Raw genomic sequence first — 17685 nt, 5'->3', positions numbered from 1 at the left:
GTATCTGGCGAGCGGGTCACCTATTCCCAGAACCCTCCAAGGGTGCTGCGGCAGCGGGGTGCGGGCTTCGTCCAGACGCAGCCGGCGAGGGGTGGCGACTCAGTCCAGAACGCCTGCGTCGTGCACCATCAGGGCAACTTGCACGCGGTTGTTGAGGTCCAACTTCGTCAGAATGCGGGACACATGGGTCTTCACCGTCGCAACGCTCATGTAGAGCTCAGCAGCGATGTCCGCGTTGGACTTTCCTCGGCCGACCTCGATGGCGACTTCGCGTTCACGGGTGTTGAGCAGGCCGATGCACTGATTCGCCCGCTCGCTGCGCACGTCCCGATCGGAGGCAGCCGCATGCGACATCAGCTGCCGGGTGACCGCGGGCGACAGCACCGGGTCGCCAGCCGCCACCCTGCGGACCGCCTCGATGATCTGAGCGGGTGGGGTGTCCTTGAGGACGAACCCGGCAGCGCCTGCACGCAAGGCTCGCAGCACCTGGTCGTCCGCGTGAAACGTTGTCAGGACCACCACTTCCGGGGCGTCCTTGCAGGCACGCAGTCGTTCAGTCGCCGTCAGTCCATCCATCGTGGGCATCCGGATGTCCATGAGCACCACGTCGGGGCGAGTCCTGTCGACGAGGCCCGCGACCTCTCCGCCGTCCGCCGCTTCCCCCACGATCTCGATGTCCGCCGCGCCCCCCATCATGAACGAAAGACCGGACCGGACCAGAGGATCGTCGTCGACGAGGAGCAGGCGGATTGTGTTCATGGCAACACGGTAGCCAGGTCCGCCCTCAGAAGGCGCCGCCGCTCGGCTGCACATCAGCTCACGGCACACCGAGACCGGCGTGAGGTCCATGGCCTTGCGCTGTCTCCGATGGCATTGATCGGCGCCGCATCGGCACCGCATATTTCAGCCGCCATCAGCGCGGCAGGCGAGCCCGAGCGGCGGCCGGGGTGGCCGGTGCAGAGCCCAGGGCCGACCTTCGGTCCAGCGTCGCGGACCCTCGGCTGAGGGGGTGCGGCGGGACAACTCATGGGATGGATCACGCCACTTCGCCCCATACTGCGTTGCGCCTGCAACCAGTGATGCGAGAGGATGTTCGACGGACTGTGAGGCGGGTGTGACGCACGGGCACGCCCTGGTGGCCGAACGGTCGCGGTACACAACAGACTTACGGGGGCGGGTGGATGAAGTTCGACATGGGGTCGTCGACCCTGGCGGATCTCGGCAAGAGCACGATCGGGTCGACTGAGGACCTGGGCACGCTGATCAGGTGGCTGGTGCAGGCGGCGGAGCCGCTGGAGGGGAAGTTCAACGGCGCCGGCAAGGCCGCGTTCGACTCGTTCAAGAACCATGCGGACGAGATCACCGACGCGCTGAACGGATCGCTGGGCGCGATCCTGGGCGGCCAGGGCGGTATGGACAGCGCCTTCGGCACCGGTGACGTCGAACAGCAGGACAACGCCCACCAGAACATGGGCCAGGCCAACTTCGACGCGGCCCGCTTCGGCGCCCGATAGCAAACACACAGGGGGAACGTGACCATGGGGCAGAACCAGGACCGCCGCTCGTACGACACCGGCGCCTCCACCGAGGTGCAGGGCAGCCTCCAGGGCGTCATCGGCCAGTTGGAGCGCGTCCTCGGCGACCGCGACCGCGCGGTGCAGGCCGCGATGGCCGAGTTCCAGGCCGACGGCGTCTCCGACGAGTACCACGGCAAGGAAGTCCGCTGGAACCGTGCGGCCAACGAGGTCCGCGACATCATCCGCCTCGTACGCACCACGCTGGAGCAGAACGACGGCACCGCGCAGTCGACGATGGCCAAGGCCCGCGCTGCCGTCGACAACATCGGCTGACCAGCGCCGCATCAAGCAGGAACGTTTCAACGGGGGTTGGGCATGTCGGGGTGGGACATCTCGTCGTCCGGCGTCGAGTTCGTGACCTCACTGGTCGCTGACGCGATGGACGACGTGGCCAAGCACGTCAAGGCGTACGGAACAGATGTGGAGAGCGCGGCCACGTCTGCCGGCACGATCAGCGGTCCGTACTGCGGGGTCGCGCCACCCGGTGCTGTCGGCGCGGCGCTGGCCATCTTCGTCGAGAAGACCGCGGGTGATGTGCTGTTCCTCGGCGCGCGGGCGGCGAAGTCGGTGAACGGGGCCCGGGAGGCGACCGCGTACTACCTCGCCGGGGATCTCGATATGGCCGCCCAGGCGGAACACAAAGCGCTCGGCGCACCGAAGGTCGATCTGCCGGGCCAGGGTGGCAAGGGCAAGGAGGGCGGCGACAAGTGATCGAGCCGTCGGCCATATCCCAGTTCACCGGCGACTTCGACCAGCTGGACAAGGACTCTTCCGGGCTGCGCAGTGACGCCATCGGAATCCGCGACAGCGGCATGGACGTGCACTCCCGCTTCCAGATGCTGGAGGCCTTCTACACCGCACCGGAAGCCGACGACCTGTTCGCCACCACGCAACCGGTGATGGACAAGTCGGACGCCTTCGCCACCAAGCTGGAGAAGGTCGCGGACGCGCTGGACACGTACTCCATCGAGGCCCGGCCGCTCGCCAAGAAGCTGGCCCAGCTCAAGACGGACGCCTTCGCGTTCGTCGACAGCGTCCAGGGCGACGACGACTGGACGTACGACGGGGACAAGATCCACCGTCACCAGGAGCTCATGGACGGCGTCGCCGCAGCCGAGAGCGCCTTCAGGGAGGCCGAGCGCCGGGCCGCCACCAAGATCTCGGCTCTCGTGGGCGGTCCGGAGTTCGTGGTCGACGACGGCCACCACACCGTCAACAAGAAGACGGTGATGTACGGCTACGGCCTCGACGACCTCAAGCACGCCAAGGACACGCCCTGGGGCACCCCGGAGAGCGAGTCCCACCACGCGTGGGACGTCGGTTACTGGGCCAAGAGTTTCTTCTGGGACGGCCTCGTCATCGACAACATCTGGGGCGGCATCAAGGGGCTGGGCTCGCTGGTCGGCTGGAACGGCTCGGACGCGGCGGGGGACGCCTGGGGTCACCTCGGTGACGTCCTCGGCGGGATCGGCCAGTACACCGCCAAGCCCTACGACGCGCTCATGGACTGGGCGATCGGCCCGGACAAGGAGAGCGCCGCCGAGGTCCGGCAGAAGAAGGCCGCCAAGGACTTCGCCAAATCCATCGTCGCCTGGGACATGTGGAGCGAGAACCCCGCCCGCGCCGCGGCAACGGTCGTCTTCAACGGACTCACCCTCGGCGCCGGCCCCCTCGCCATCGCGGCCAAGGGCGGCGAAGTCGGCGCGGTCGCCAAGGGTGCCGGAATCGCCGCCAAAGTCGGTGAGTACATCGACCCGGTCAACGTCGGCCTCAAAGCGACCGGCAAAGCCATCAGCGCCCTGCCCAAGCTCTCCGACCTCACCGCCGGAATCCGTACCGGCATCGGCGCCTCGGCTGACGCCGAGCGCCTGCACAGCGTCATCGAGCTCGGCGATGGCTCCAAAGTGGTCATCGAGGACGGCAAGTTCATCCCCGTCGACAAGCACGGCAACGTCGTCGGGGACACGCCACGCCAGCAGGCAGCCGCAGAAGCGCGGACCACGCCCGAGGAAACGCCCGCACAGCAGCGAGAGCCCGCCGGCGTCGGCGCTTCCTCACGCACGCCCGGGGCCACGGCTCACGTTGGGGAAGCATCCGGCAGGGGCGGAGCCGCACACACCGTCGGCCCCGAGACCCGAAGGTCCGGTGCCGGGCCGATTGGAAACGGCCATGTCGGGGCGGGCTCCGGCGGCCACGGGAGCGGCGGCCTGGACGACTTCGGTCGGACCGGCGACGATGCGCTCGGAGACGGCGCGGACAGGCTGGACAGTGACATCCCAGGTCAGCGCGCTGAGGTGGAACGCCCCAGTTTCATGCGTGAGGGAAGCAATCCATACGGACATCCTGGATCGCTCACGCTGGAGCAGATCGAGGAGATCCAGGTCTACCGGGCCAACCACGAGCCCGGTTACTTCGAGCACTACTACCGCAAAGACGGCACCCGAAGGCTCCTGGAGCGCTACGACGAGAGTGGGTATACGCCACCACAGCTCAATCGACTCTCCAATGACGTGCCGTGGACCCGTGCCAACGATGTACCGGCGCCACCCAAGCCGCATTTCCTGGACGACGGCTACATCTCCGTAGACGCCGACACCGTCACCAGCAAGGTGCGGCGTCGCGCCCTGGAAGGGGCTGCGAAGCTCCGTCATCTCGCTATCAAGTGGGACAACCTTGTCTCGGACTGGAAAGCGGATGCAGGCAAGGCCCACGAGTTCCACGGCACCGTCGATACTGCCGCACAGTGGGGCGAGGCCAAGGGGACGTACAAGGAATCCCATACCCAAATGGGAGACAGGGCCGAGGAATTCGGTGAGGCGGCGGCCGAATACCACTACATCGCCGAGAACTACCCGGGCTTCGAGAAGGAGACACTCCTCGGCCCGAAGAGCGGAAATGACCAGTTCGACCAGGTATGGACACGCGAGGACGGCCGAGTCGTTGTCATCGAGGCCAAGAGCAGTCCCAGCACCGAGCTGGGCAGACGTACCCTTCCGAACGGCCGCCAGGTATCCCAGGGAAGCAGGGAATACTTCTACGGCATCATCGACGCCATGGAGAAACGTGGCGAGCTCGATCTAGCGGAAACCCTCGATAAGGCGCTGAACGAAGGGAAGCTAGACTATGTAGTCGTCAAGGGCGAGAAGAACGCGGGTACGTACACCGGATACAAGTATCGCCGGTTCGACATCAGCAAGGGGACCCTTCCGTGACCGTACGAATCGACCGGCACGGACTGCCGTCGGGCCCCGAGGCCGAGCAGTACGGGGAACGGCTCAGCCAGTACTTCAGCAGGAAGATCGATCGGCTTGAGGAGTCCACGTCCACTATCGACGGGACCTTCAACACGTCGGTCCTGAACCTGCGCGCTCGTTGTGTCATCGACCCGCGAGCGGCGGCAGTGGAGACGTGGGAAGCCACGGTCACAGCGATGCAACTGGGTTCTGCGCTGTTTGCTGTGACCGGCGCGAACGAGGGCGCCGTCGAGTGTCGTATCGACCGCAAGATGCGCAGCTTGCGGGCCATCGGCCCCCTGTCCACTGCTGATGCGGGCACCTGGCTGCAGGCGTTCTGGCTGGCTGTCATCTGCCGCGAACAGGACCGCATGACGCAACTGTGCGAGATCCCGCTGGAGCGCCTACGTGCGCCGGAGGGGCAGTACGACGAGTACATCTACCACTGGGTGGACACCCTGCAGACGTACTGGCTGCGGCAGCCGGGGCTCGTGGAGAAGCTCACTGCCGCGTTCCAGGCGTCGGACCCCTCAGTGGCGCGGGTTGCCCCCCGGGACCTGCTGCAGGGTGTGCTCTGTCCGCCGATCAACCTCTTCTACCACTTCGTACGCAAGGACGAAGAGGGCTTCGGCCCAGCCCTGGTCGAGGCGCTGAAGCTGCACCGGGCCTACTGGACCTTGAGCGAAGAGCGGGCGGCGGACATCGACGGCAGCATCGCCCTGGGCCCGCTGGCCATCGCGTGCTTGGCCTACGACGGGGGGATCCCCATCGAGGTCGAGTCCGACTACTTGCCCAAACACCTCCTCCAGCCCAGCTGGCTCGGCGAGTTCCCCACCTGAGGCACGGAAAACTCTGCAGAAGATCCTGAGAACTGATTCGTCGCCCTGAGAACTGAAACGGACAACGGATACCTGTGGCAGCCCAGGACTACGACAGCCAATTGCTGGAGTCGGTGTCGGTTCGGCGCCGGCGGCTGCGGGATGCCGTCTTGTTCGGAACGCAGCGGCAGCGGCGGTCGGTTGACGAGCGGTTGGGGAAGGTGTTCGCCGGCATCGTGGTCGCGGCGGTGTTGTGTGCGGGGTGTGTGGGCTGGTCTTTCGTTTCGCACCGGGTCGTGGGGAAAAGCCCGTACGGCACCCCTGTGCCGTCTTCCTCGCCTTCCGCAACGCCTTCGGCGCCTTCGGCGTCTTCCACCCGATGACTCGATGATAGGTTCGAACGCGTGATATCTGCGGGGTCCCTGAGCCGTACGACGTCGAACCGGACGGCTTTGAGCCGCGTCACTCTGATCGGCGAGCGGCGACGCGTTGATCTCGTCCTCCCCTCCCAGGAACCCATCGGGCTGCTCTTGCCCGAAGTGCTGCGGCTGCTGGACGACCGGGTATCGGCTCGGCCCGAGTTGCGGCATCTGGTCACCGCGGACGGTTCGGCCCTCGCACATGACAGCACGCTGGAGTCGGCCGGGGTTCCGGACGGCGCCGCCCTGCGGCTCGTGCGGCTGGAGGACGCCCCCGCGGCGCCCGTGGTGCATGACGTCACCGATGAGGCCGCGGACGATCTGCATGTACGTGCGTGGCGGTGGAGCCCTGCGTCCCGGCGCGTCGTCGCGGGAGTCGCGACGCTCGGCTGGGCTGTCGTGGCCGGGTTCCTCGCGCGCGGCGAGTTCGCGTTGTCGGTCGTGGGAAGCGCTCTGGTGACCGTTGCCGCAGTGGCCGCACTCGCGGGCGCGCTCTTCGGGCGGGCCGGGCAACGTGGTCTGGCCACCACGCTCCTCGTCACCGGCGGAGCCCTCGGTGCGCTCGGGGCGTGGACCGTGGCCGATGCCCATGCCTGGTCCGGCGCGGTGCGGCCGGCCGGTGTGGCGGTCGCTCTCGTTGTGACGCTGCTCCTGCTGGGCTGGTTCACGGCGCTGGGCCGCGGTGGGCTCGTCGGTGCCGCGGCAGTGGCCGGCTGTGTCGTCTGCTGGCAGGTGGCGGTGGCGTTTCAGTCGGGCGCTGGTACGTCAGTGGAGCAGGCCCGTGTGGGTGCGTTGCTGAGCGTCCTCTCGGTTGTCGCCCTGGGTGTGCTGCCGCGGCTCGCGCTGATGGCGTCCGGTCTTTCCGGGCTGGACGACCGTCGGTCCAGCGGCACTTCTGTCAGCCGGTACCAGGTGAGCACCGCCCTGACCGCCACTCATCGTGGCCTGGCACTCGCCACGATCGTCCTGGCCGTCTCGGCCATGGCGGCGGGGCTTCTCGTACTGCGCGCGCCGTCGACGTGGACCGTCTCGCTCGCCGTGGTGGTCACCGGCGTTCTGGCGCTGCGCGCACGTGCCTTCCCGCTCGTCACCGAGGTCGTGGCGTTGTTCGGGGCTGCTGCCGTGGTCGCCGTCCGGCTCATCGGGGTGTGGCAGGAGCACTCCGGTGCCGCGGGGCCGTTGGCCGTGCTCGTCGCGCTGGCCACCCTGCCGCTGCTGGTGCTGGCGGTACAGCCCGCCGAGCATGTGCGGGTGCGGCTGCGGCGCTTCGGCGATGTGCTCGAGTCGGTGGGAGTCATCGCCCTGTTCCCGCTCGTCATCGGGGCGTTCGGCGTGTACGGGCGTCTGCTCGACACCTTCGCGTAGGGGTAACTTCATGGCTCAGGGCGGGGACTGGCAGCGGGATGTGCTGCGGCAGTTGGGGCAGCACGGTACGCCGGACGAAGCGGCCGGACCCGCCCCTGCGTCGGCCGAGCCCACTGCGCCGCTCCGACTGACGTACCCCGCCCAGGAGCCGCCCGCTGATGCGGGTGGAGCTGCCGCACCGGGTTTCCCTCAGCGGTCCGACCCGGCGCCGCCGTCGGACCCCGCTGTCCGGGCATCCCGTCGTCCCCGGCTTCCCCTGCACACTCCGGAGTCCGTACCCACGGTCGACCCCCGCCTGGCGCACGCCCTGGGGCGCCCCCAGCACGGCGATTCCGTGACCCGCCGTACCGGACGCACGCTCCGCAAACTCACCGCTTCAGCCACCCAGGAAGTAGCTGAAGAGACGCGGATCGCGCGGGAGTTGCAGCATCCGGTCACCACCGGGCGTGTCATCGCGGTGACGTCCATCCGGGGCGGGGTGGGCAAGTCGACCGTCTCCGCTCTGCTGGGCCGCACCTTCAACCACTACCGGCACGATCCCGTGCTGACCCTGGAGGCGGACGCGGCGCTGGGTACGCTGCCGGTGCGGATGGGCGCGGAGTCGGTGCGCTGGTCGTGCGCGGACCTGGCGCAGATCCTCACCCCTGCGATGCAACTCACCGATGTCACGGGGTATTTGGTCCCGGTGACCGACGGCGGCTGGCTGTTGCCCGCGAGTCAGGGACGCGTCGGCGCGCCCATGGACGTACGCACGTATCGCACGGTCACCCTGGCGCTGCGGCGCTACTTCGCGGTGACGGTGGTGGACTGCGAGACCCTGCCCGGTGAGGTGGCCCGTACGGCGATGGACACCGCCCACGCCCGGGTGGTGGTCGCCCCGATGACCGCGGAGGGCGTCAACGGGACCCGGCAGGTGCTGGACTGGCTGGCGCAGCTGCCGCACTCAGCCCTGGCCGGCACCGTGGTGGCGCTGTCCGCGAACTCCCCCGACGCCACGCTCGACGAGAAGACGGCGGCCGCACACCTGCGGGAGACGGGCGTGACCGTCGTCCGGCTCCCCTATGACCGGCATCTGGCCCAGGGCGGCCCCATCCGTACCGCAATGCTGGGCCGGGCCGCCCGCGATGCCACCGTTCGCCTGGCCGCGGAAGCGATGCGCCTGGCGGCGAGGGTGCGATGAACACACGCCAGGTGAACACGCCCCGAACCGCGGCGGCTCCAGGACCCGTTCAAGAAAAGGCCCGTCAGTGACCCAGCGCCTCGTCCACCGGCCGGCTCGCTCCAGCCGCCCCCTCATCCCCACCGCACCGCGCACCATCGAGCCGCCACCGAACCTGCCCGAGGGAAAGATCGGCAACGCGGCCACCGCTCTGCTGCCGATGGCCGGCGTCATCAGCTCGGTCGTGATGATGACCGTCATCCGCAACAGCCAGTTCGCTGCGCTCGGCGCGATCGTGCTGGTCTTCGCGCTCCTCGGTGCGGTTGCGCTGTTCCTGTCACAGCGGGGCAAGGCGCAGCGCACCCGGCGCACCCAGCGCGAGCGGTACCTCGACCATCTGGAGGAGCTGCGCGAGGAGCTCGGCACCGGTGAGCGGGAGTGGCGTCGGCAGTCCCAGCTGCTCAATCCGCCGCCCGAGGCTCTGTACGACCTGCTGCGGGATCCGGCCCGGTTGTGGGAGCGGCGCCGCCAGGACGCGGACTTCCTGCGAGTGCGGGCGGGCACCGGGGACGTACCGGTGCAGGAGCTGGCTGTCGGGCAGAACAGTGCCGGTGGGGTCCTGACCCCACCGGACCCGTTCATGCTCAACGAGGCCCGCGCCCTGCAGCACCGATTCGCCACGGCGACGGACTTCCCTCTCACCGTGCCGCTGGACCGGGCCGGCAACGTCAGCATCGTCGGGGAGCGCGAGGGCGTGCTGCGGGTCGCCCGCGCGCTGCTGATCCAGACGGCGGTCACGCACGCACCGGACGATGTGGCCGTCGCCCTCGGGATACCCGGCGAGCGACTGTCCGCGTGGGAGTGGGCCAAGTGGCTTCCCCACGTGCTCGATCGGAGCGAACACGACGGTCCGGTCGCCGCCCGCCGGATCGCCCCGAGCCTGGCCGGGCTGGCCACGCTGTGCCGTCATGACCTGCGGCAGCGCGCCTCGTTCGCGGCGGAGGTACGGCGCGGACTCTCGGATCGCAACGCGCTGCGGATGACCGGCCGGCTGCTGGTCGTCAGCGACGAGTACGGCAAGATCGCCGACGAACTGCCCCGTCCTGACCCGGCGGTTGATCTGACGGACATGGGCGTCACCGTGCTGCATCTGCTGGAGCAGCAGGTGCACGAGCCCGATCAGGTGTCGGTCCGCGTCACCGTCGACGGCGACCGGATCACCGTGGAGGACCTGCGCGAGACGTCGACGGTGGCGCAGGGCTCGTCGGATGCCGTGAGCGTTGCGGGCGCGGAGGGGCTGGCCCGGATGCTGGCTCCGCTCAGGTTGTCGCCGGAGTCCGCGGCCGAGGGAACCCCTGTCTCCGGGCCGGTGGACTTTCCCGGCCTGCTGGGCATAGAGGACCCCGCAGTACTCGACGTCGACAGGCTGTGGGCGCCGCGCAGCGAGCGCGAATTCCTGCGCGTACCCATCGGCTTGACGGACCGTCACGAACCGGTGCTGCTGGACCTGAAGGAGTCCTCCGAGCTCGGCATGGGCCCCCACGGGCTGTGTGTGGGCGCGACCGGCTCCGGCAAGAGCGAACTGCTGCGCACCCTCGTCCTCGCGCTCACTGCCACCCACTCCCCCGAGGACCTGGCCCTCGTCCTGATCGACTACAAGGGCGGCGCCACCTTCGCCCCTTTCACCGAACTCCCACACGTGGCCGGGGTCATCACGAACCTGGAGAACCAGGCCGGTCTCGTCGAACGCGTCCACAGCAGCCTTGCCGGCGAGGTCAAGCGCCGCCAGCAGGTGCTCAAGGACGCGGGCAACATCGCCGACATCGGCCACTACGCCGCCCTGCGCGCCACCGGTCGCCCCGGCCTCGAACCTCTGCCGCACCTGTTCGTTGTCATCGACGAGTTCGGTGAACTGATCACCGCCAAACCGGATTTCATCGACCTCTTCCTGTCCATCGGCCGCATCGGCCGGTCCATCGGCGTCCACCTGCTGCTGTCCAGCCAGCGCATCGAGGGCGGCAAGCTCAAGGGCCTGGACACCTATCTCTCGTACCGGCTCGGGCTGCGCACCTTCTCCGCCGATGAGTCGCGCACCGTGCTGGACACCACCGACGCCTTCCACCTGCCACCGCTGCCGGGCTTCGGCTACCTGAAGGTCGACACCTCCACGTACGAGCGTTTCAAGGCGGGCTACGTCTCCGGCGCCTACCGCGGCCCGGCCCTGCGCGACCAGCAGGACGACGAACCGCTCGCCTGGCCCTACCCGACCTACAACACGATCGACGAGCCCCAGGGGGACGCAACCGAGGAGCCCGCGGCCACGAAGCGCGAGACCGGGCCGACCGTGATGTCGGTGATGGTCGGCCAACTCGCCGCCGCAGCCGCACCGGTGCGTCGGATCTGGCTGCCGCCGTTGCCGGACGCCGTCTCCCTCGACAGCGCGGCCGGGCCTCTCGAAGCCGACGCGGAAGGCCTCCGGCTCGCCCACCGCGAGGGCCCGATGTGCATTCCGCTGGGCATCCTGGACGACCCGGCCAAGCAGTGGCAGCAGCCCTGGCTGCTGGACCTGACCGTCGCCGGCGGCCACACGGCCGTCATCGGTGGCCCGCAGTCCGGCAAGACCACCCTGCTGCGCACCCTCGCCCTCTCCCTGTCCCTCACTCACACCCCGTACGACGTCGCCGTCTACGGCCTCGACCTGGTCGGCGGCGGCCTGTCCGCCCTCGCCGGACTCCCGCACGTCGGCGGCATCGCGGGGAGGGCGGACCGCGAGCGGGCCGCGCGCACCGTCGCCGAGGTCCGCAGCATGCTCGGCGAACGCGAGGAGCTCTTCCGTGCGTACGGCATCGACTCCGTCGACCAGCTGCGCCACCTGCGTGCCCAGGGCAGACTGCCGCAGCTCGGCTCGACCGACATCGTGCTGCTCGTCGACGGATTCGGCATGCTGCGGGACGAGTTCGCCGAGCTCGACGACGCCGTGGCCGACCTGCTCAAGCGCGGCGGCGGATACGGCATCCACGTCGTCGCCGGCATGCTGCGCTGGAATGACGTCCGCATCGCCACCCAGTCGATGTTCGGGACGCGTGCCGAGCTGCGGCTCAACGACCCGGCCGATTCCAGCATCGACCGTAAGTTGTCCGAGACGCTGTCCCCCGACACGCCGGGCCGGGCCCTGACCGACGGAAAGCTGTTCGCGCAGGTCGCACTGCCCCGTATCGACAACCGCCCCGGCACAGGTGACCTCGCAGCCGTCCTCGAACAGACCGCCCGCACGATCCGTGCCGGCTGGCACGGCGACGTGGCCGCCCCGGTCCGGGTGCTCCCCACCCGCCTCCCTGCGGCGAAACTCCCGTCCCTGGCCGCCGAGCCCCAGCTGGTCCCCATCGGAGTGGACCAGGACGCGCTCGCTCCCGCTCTGCTGGACCTGTTCGGGAGCGATCAGCACCTGTTGATCCTGGGCGACACCGAGTGCGGCAAGACCAACCTGCTGAAGCTCATAGCCCGTCAACTCGTTGACCGACACGGCGATGAGGAGCTGGTCTTCGGTGTCTTCGACCCACGGCGCGGCCTGCGCGGCGTCGTCCCGGAGCCCTATCGCGGCGGCTACGCCCACAACGCGAAGCTGGCCGCCGCGCTGTCCACGGGTATCGCGGCCGAGCTGGAAAAACGCCTGCCGGAGACGGCCGATCCGGACGCAGGCGCTACCGAGCCCGCGTTCACCGGTCCGCGCATCGTGATCCTGGTCGACGACTACGACATCCTCACCACGGCGGGCCAGCAGCCCCTGGCCCCCTTCCTTCCGTACATCTCCTCCGCCCAGGACATCGGCCTGCACTTCGTCATCGCCCGCCGCACCGCCGGATCCTCCCGCGCCCTGTACGAACCGCTGCTGACCACCCTGCGCGAAACCGGCACCACCGCCTTGCTCATGACCGGCGACCGCACCGAGGGCCAGCTCTTCCCCGGCCTGTACGCCTCCGCACAACCTCCCGGCCGCGGCACTCTGGTCCGCCGCGGCCGCCACCACCAGCTCATCCAAACTGCGCTGACCCACGAAGAGACCGAGCAGCTGTGACCAAGGACGTCATCGCCCTCACCCCGAAGATGCCGGACCTGCGCACCCTCGTCGCGGGCCTCTACGCAGGCGGTCCCGACCTCGGCGTGAACACCTTGGCCGACGGTGCCGTCATCCAGCTCTGCGCACCCGACGGGCGCCCCCTCGTCTCCGTCGAAGCCCCGGTTCTCGTACAGGTGCCGGGCGAGGCCCTTCGCCTCCTCGGCAGTGACGTGCCCGTGCCGTTCTGGTGGACCGAGGCCCGCGCCTCCACCGCCGTCGCGGAGGGCGGCCGGCTGGCGGGCTCCTTCGCCGGACGCCTCGCCACCGTCCTGGGCGGCACGGTCTGGCCCCCGGAAGCGGCCTCAACCGATGTCGTACCGCTCACCACGGACGTCTCGGCGGTCCCCGTCCCCGCCGCGTCGGCCCCGGCGGTGGACGTCCTCACCGCCAAGGCCGCCGTGGTCATCCAGGACCGCGCCCTCGTCGCGATGACCAGTTGGCTCACCGACGCCCTCCGCGGCGCGACCGCCGACGACCGCGCCCTGCAGATCGTCACCCCACTCGCCACCCGCCTGACCCTGCCCACCCGCACCGCCCTGCACGGCCATCCCAACCGCTGGGTCATCCAGGACCCGGACCACGGCTTCTACGACGGTCTGTCCGGTGCCGTACTCCACTGGAAGGGCGGGACGTTCACCCCCGTCCTCGACGAGAACGGCACCGCCTCCGTCGCCCAGGCGTTCACCGCCACCCCCGACACCGGCGAACGCCGGCTCATCCTCTCCCTGCGCACCCGTCACCCCGCAGACGAAGATCTGGTCCTCGGGCGCGCTCTGGAAACCACCTGGCACACCCTCACCGGTACGCCACCCGTCGGCTGGAGCACCGCCGAACCCGTCAACCTTCCCTGGAACACTCGCCAGTTGACCGACTTCGCCCGGGCCCGCGCACCCCAACCGACCTGGCTGATCGCCGTCGGCCACCCGGACCGCCCGGCCCTGGCCACCCTGCGCATCACCCGAACCCCCGCCGGAGTCGAGGAGGACATCACCCTCACCCTGGGCTACGGCAAGGGTGAGACCCCGCCCCTCGACACCATCGAGCCTCTCGCCGAACTCCTCTGCGCCGAGCACGGCCTGACCAGCATGCTCACCTCGCTCCGGACCGCCCGCCGCGATCTGACGACTCCCCCGCACTTCGAGACCCCGCCCATCCCCGTCTCGTTCACGCTGGGCCCCGAACCGGTCCGGGACATCGGTCTCGACCAGGCCCTCCGCCCGCTCCGCAACCTCTCCCCCGCCCGACTGGGCCCGCCTTCTGAACCCGCCCTCCACTACCCACTCGGCGACGGAACCGACCCGCACACGTGGAACACCTTCCAGCAACTCACCCAGCACCTGAAGCACTTGTGAACGCGGACGTGGACGACGAGGCACACGGCGCCCGCAACGCGTTCCGCCTGCGACGGTCGACGCAGTCGTAGGCAGCGTCGCGCCGACGGCGACCACGCGGATCGCCGCGAGGATGTCGTCCAGCTGCCTTCGGCCAAGAGCACCGCCCCTTCACCGGCCGGGCCGACCGTGAGCCGCCGCCGGGACAGTCCGGCGAAGCCCGGAGGTGACGGCACCGTCATCCCCAGGGCAGCCAGGCCCGTACCTCGAACCCGCCGTCGCTCCCGGCGCCGTGCTGGAGGCTGCCGCCCGCCAGCGTCGCCCGCTCGGTCAGACCGATCAGGCCCTGTCCCGAACCGGGGACGGGCGGAACGTCCCCCTGGGGTGCCGGATTACTCACGGAAATGGTGACCCCGTCGCCCGGGGCGCCCGCGACGGACACCGTGACCTCCGCACCGGGCGCGTGTTTGCGGGCATTCGTCAGCCCCTCCTGGGCGATGCGGTACGCGGTGCGGCCGACGGACGCGGGGACGGCGGCCGGGTCGGTGACCCGGTTGTCGAGGACGACCTTCATGCCGGCCTCGCGCGACTCGGAGACCAGAGCCTCCACAGCCCCCAACGTGGGCTGCGGGCGGCCCGACTCGTCGCCCCGCTCGCTCGCCCGCAGTACGCCGATGATCTCCCGCAGGTCCTGCAGCGCCTCGTGCGCGCTCTCCCGGATCACTCCGGCCGCCCGCGCGACCTCGTTCCGAGGGGCGTCGGGCCGGAACTCCAGCGCCCCCGCATGCACGCTCAGCAGGGTGAGCCGGTGGGCGAGCACATCGTGCATCTCGCGCGCGATGGCCTCCCGAGCGAGCTGCTGCGCCTGCTCGGCGCGCAGCTCCGCCTCCGTCTCCGCCCGCCGCGCCCGGTCCCGCAGACTCAGCAGGAGTTGCCGCTTGGACCGGACGAACATGCCCCAGCCGACCACCGCGCCCGTCAGCACGGTGGTGAGGGTGAGCGCCGCGAGGTAGGGCAGGTCGGGGTCGGGCCGCAGCCAGAAGTAGAAGGGGATCAGGGCGAGCGAGACCCCGGCGACCCAGCCGACGTACTTGAACGGCCTGTGCACGGCCAGGGTGAAGAGGGCGACGAGGCCCGCGCCGCCCGAGGTGGTGGAGAGCAGCCCCACCGGGATCATCGCCACGGCGAGCCCGAGGGGCCACCGCCTGCGCAGCCAGACCGCCGCGCAGGCCAGTGCGCCCAGCCACTGGTCGGCGACGGCGAGGCCGTGCGAGGTGTTCGGATCGCCGGTGAGCGAGTCCGCGGCCAGCAGCCCGATGCCCACCGCCAGCAGAAAGAACCCGAAGTCGACGACCCAGTCGCGCGCGGTACGGCGCGGCCGTCCGGTCCGTAGGGACCGGCCCGCGCGATCGGGATCGAGCTCGACCGCCAGGGCCGACGGCAGCAGCCAGCGCCGGCCCGGCAAGGCCTTCGGCAGCAGCGCCGTCCGCTCCGGAGGAGCCTGCGGCGCGGACGCCGGATTCTTACCACTCACGGTCGACAAATCTACGCACGCAGAGCCGCTCGCACCTCCCCTCGCCCGTGATCGCCGACCAAAGTCGCAGCCGGCCGAGACTTTCGGTACCAGTGAGTCCCGCGCACCGCGACCATTGGTCGTCAGGGCCTCGGCCACGTCTCGACTTCCGTCGCCCAGCTCTCGCCCCGCGGCCGATGAACGCGGTGCGCCTGCTGGGCGAGGGTCGTCGTATGAAGCAGGTGGAGCGGACGGAGCAGGGGAATCCCGTGAAGCAGGTTCTGGAGGTCGTCGGGTTCATCGCCCTGGTCCAGGGCGCCATGGGACTGGTGCAGGAATTCACCGGGCTGCTGCACGGGTGGGGGATCGTGCAGCGCCTCGGCTTCCTCGACGGCTATGAGGTCTACGCGAGCATCGCGCTGTTGGTGCTCGCGTTCGCCATGTTCGCAGCCGCCGAGAGCCAGAAGCCCGGCTGAACCCGGACCTCACCCCCGGCGGACGGGAGCTCCGGCGGACGGGATGGACGACGAGTCGCCCGAGCCGGCCGCCGGGCCTCCGGAACCGACCGGCGGATCAGCAGCCGAAGTCGACCAGGTCGAACGTGGCGTAGTGATCCGCGGTGTAGTAGTCCTCGTCGGTCTTCTTACCGGTGACGATGCGCTTGGCACCGCGCGTCGAGGAGCCGGGCGTGATCACCGTGTACTCGTGGTAGTAGCTGCTGCTCTGGGAGGGCAGCACGCCTTCCCGGTTCTGGAAGACGACCCCGTCCTGCGAGTACGGGAACGGGCCGCCCGCGTCGATCAGGTCGAGCGTGTCGTGCGCCTGGGACGGCAGATCGCCGTAGCAGATGCTGCCGACGGAGGCGGCGGAGAGCGAGGAGAGGGAGGGGACAGAGGATACGGAGACGTCCGCGGCGTTCGCCGTGACCGTGCCGCCGATGAGCAGGGCGGACAACAGGGCGGCTGCGGCCCCGATGCGGGTGGTGCGTGGGGGGAATGTCATGGACTCAGGATGACGCGCGTAGACACTGGCATGTCAATGTCAAGACCGACGATTTTCCCGTCACGTGCCATGAATTTTCCGGGAGTTAACCTGGCGCCCGGCGTCCCCACGCCGTCCCCGCAAGTACCAGCGCGGCGCCCAACAGCCCTACGGCCCCCAGCCTTTCACCGCCGAGAGCGATGCCCGCGGCGGCGGCCCACAGGGGCTCGGTCCCGAGCAGCAGGCTGACCCGGGACGGCGAGGTCCGGCGGACGGCCCACATCTGCACGAAGAAGGCGAACAGGGTGCAGAACGCGGACAGGAACAGCAGTCCGGCCCACTCCCGCGGCCCGAAATCACCGGCCGTACTCCACGGAGTGACGTCGGCGCCGGCCGACAGCACCGCGAACACCGCTACCGCGGCGCCCAGTTGGACGGTGGTCAGCGACAGCGCGTCGGCTCCCTGCACGGACCTGATCCGGGACATGGCGAGCACGTGCACCGTACGGGCGAGAGCCGCGAGCAGCATCAGCAGATCGCCGGACGAGGGGCGGGTGAAGCCCGCGCCCTGGGTGAGCAGGACGACCCCGAGCACGGAGACCCCGGCGGCCGCGAGGAAGGTGCGCGAGGGGCGGACCCGGGTGACGGCCGCCTCGGCGAGCGGCGTGAAGATCATGGTGAGGCTGATGATGAGGCCCGCGTTGGTCGCCGAGGTGTGCACGACGCCGTAGGTCTCCAGGAGGAAGATCCCGCTCAGGATCAGCCCGAGCACGCCCGCCCCGCGCCACTGGGCGGCGGTCAGCCTGCGCAGCGAGCGCCGTCCGGCCACCGCCAGCACCGGCAGTACGACGCCGAACCGCAGCACCAGGACGGCGATGACCGTACGCGCGGTGGTGATGTCCTTGGCCGCGAGATAGCTGGCTCCCCAGACGGCCGCCACGAGCAGCAGGGGCAGGTCGGTGAGCCAGGCGCGGCGCGGCGCGAGCGCGCCCGGTACGGCGATCGACGACATCGGCGCGGTCTCCAGCGTCTTCGACGGTCTGGCAGACAGGCCGTCAACGGACTTGCGGACAGGCGTGGAGACGGCGGCGGCTCGCACGGGAACGATCACCGTACCCGGACGGATGCGTGCGGGCTACGCGGTTTCGCCGGGGCTCGGAACCGACGGCCCC

General features: G+C 69.8%; 15 protein-coding genes. 11 read left to right on the top strand and 4 right to left on the bottom strand.

Going from position 1 to position 17685, the window contains the following annotated elements; all coding sequences use genetic code 11:
* Nucleotides 1-99: 99 nt before the first annotated feature.
* On the bottom strand, nt 100-759 hold the full coding sequence (locus ACFWM2_RS00425) for a response regulator (RefSeq protein WP_383271408.1): 660 nt from the start codon (nt 757-759) through the stop codon (nt 100-102).
* 422 nt (nt 760-1181) lie between these two features.
* Between ACFWM2_RS00425 and ACFWM2_RS00420 the strand changes: the two genes are divergently transcribed.
* The 10 genes from ACFWM2_RS00420 (at nt 1182) to ACFWM2_RS00375 (ending at nt 14040) form a co-directional block, all read left to right on the top strand.
* Nucleotides 1182-1514, top strand: coding sequence for a hypothetical protein (locus ACFWM2_RS00420; protein ID WP_383271406.1), 333 nt, complete (start codon nt 1182-1184; stop codon nt 1512-1514).
* 24 nt (nt 1515-1538) lie between these two features.
* Nucleotides 1539-1850, top strand: coding sequence for a pore-forming ESAT-6 family protein (locus tag ACFWM2_RS00415; RefSeq protein WP_383271404.1), 312 nt, complete (start codon nt 1539-1541; stop codon nt 1848-1850).
* A 42-nt stretch (nt 1851-1892) separates the two neighbouring features.
* A complete protein-coding gene (locus tag ACFWM2_RS00410) occupies nt 1893-2288 on the top strand; it encodes a DUF6507 family protein (RefSeq protein WP_383271402.1) in 396 nt (131 codons plus the stop codon).
* Nucleotides 2285-4789, top strand: a complete 2505-nt coding sequence (locus ACFWM2_RS00405) for a hypothetical protein (RefSeq protein WP_383271401.1) — start codon at nt 2285-2287, stop codon at nt 4787-4789. The genes ACFWM2_RS00410 and ACFWM2_RS00405 overlap by 4 nt, the downstream gene beginning before the upstream one ends.
* A complete protein-coding gene (locus tag ACFWM2_RS00400) occupies nt 4786-5649 on the top strand; it encodes an immunity 49 family protein (RefSeq protein WP_383271399.1) in 864 nt (287 codons plus the stop codon). The genes ACFWM2_RS00405 and ACFWM2_RS00400 overlap by 4 nt, the downstream gene beginning before the upstream one ends.
* Before the next feature lie 74 nt (nt 5650-5723).
* Nucleotides 5724-6011 carry a hypothetical protein gene (locus tag ACFWM2_RS00395; RefSeq protein ID WP_383271397.1) on the top strand — a complete coding sequence of 96 codons (288 nt, stop codon included), beginning with the start codon at nt 5724-5726 and terminating at the stop codon, nt 6009-6011.
* 21 nt (nt 6012-6032) lie between these two features.
* Nucleotides 6033-7412: a type VII secretion integral membrane protein EccD gene (gene eccD / locus ACFWM2_RS00390; RefSeq protein WP_383271395.1), complete on the top strand. Its 1380-nt coding sequence runs from the start codon at nt 6033-6035 to the stop codon at nt 7410-7412.
* A 10-nt stretch (nt 7413-7422) separates the two neighbouring features.
* Nucleotides 7423-8592, top strand: a complete 1170-nt coding sequence (locus ACFWM2_RS00385; protein ID WP_383271393.1) for a hypothetical protein — start codon at nt 7423-7425, stop codon at nt 8590-8592.
* Between the two features lie 67 nt (nt 8593-8659).
* Nucleotides 8660-12646 (top strand): type VII secretion protein EccCa, encoded by a 3987-nt coding sequence (gene eccCa / locus ACFWM2_RS00380; RefSeq protein WP_383271391.1) that lies wholly within the window; start codon nt 8660-8662, stop codon nt 12644-12646.
* Nucleotides 12643-14040, top strand: a complete 1398-nt coding sequence (locus ACFWM2_RS00375; protein WP_383271389.1) for a DUF6177 family protein — start codon at nt 12643-12645, stop codon at nt 14038-14040. The genes eccCa and ACFWM2_RS00375 overlap by 4 nt, the downstream gene beginning before the upstream one ends.
* Before the next feature lie 217 nt (nt 14041-14257).
* Here ACFWM2_RS00375 and ACFWM2_RS00370 read toward each other — a convergent pair whose 3' ends face one another.
* Nucleotides 14258-15553 (bottom strand): histidine kinase, encoded by a 1296-nt coding sequence (locus tag ACFWM2_RS00370; RefSeq protein ID WP_383271387.1) that lies wholly within the window; start codon nt 15551-15553, stop codon nt 14258-14260.
* 248 nt (nt 15554-15801) lie between these two features.
* Here ACFWM2_RS00370 and ACFWM2_RS00365 point away from each other — a divergent pair, with 248 nt between their 5' ends.
* Entirely contained in the window at nt 15802-16008 is a 207-nt protein-coding gene (locus ACFWM2_RS00365; protein ID WP_383274019.1) for a hypothetical protein, read from the top strand.
* A gap of 97 nt (nt 16009-16105) precedes the next feature.
* On the opposite strand, the gene ACFWM2_RS00360 is transcribed toward ACFWM2_RS00365, so the two are convergent.
* Both ACFWM2_RS00360 and ACFWM2_RS00355 read right to left on the bottom strand, forming a co-directional pair.
* Nucleotides 16106-16534 (bottom strand): ribonuclease domain-containing protein, encoded by a 429-nt coding sequence (locus ACFWM2_RS00360; RefSeq protein ID WP_383271385.1) that lies wholly within the window; start codon nt 16532-16534, stop codon nt 16106-16108.
* A gap of 85 nt (nt 16535-16619) precedes the next feature.
* Nucleotides 16620-17525: a DMT family transporter gene (locus tag ACFWM2_RS00355; protein WP_383274017.1), complete on the bottom strand. Its 906-nt coding sequence runs from the start codon at nt 17523-17525 to the stop codon at nt 16620-16622.
* Between the last annotated feature and the right edge of the window lie 160 nt (nt 17526-17685).

Origin of the sequence: Streptomyces sp. NPDC058371, assembly GCF_042723265.1 — a bacterium.
Taxonomy (GTDB): domain Bacteria; phylum Actinomycetota; class Actinomycetes; order Streptomycetales; family Streptomycetaceae; genus Streptomyces.
Note: the sequence above shows the minus strand (reverse complement) of the source record. Positions and strands in the feature narration are given on the sequence as shown.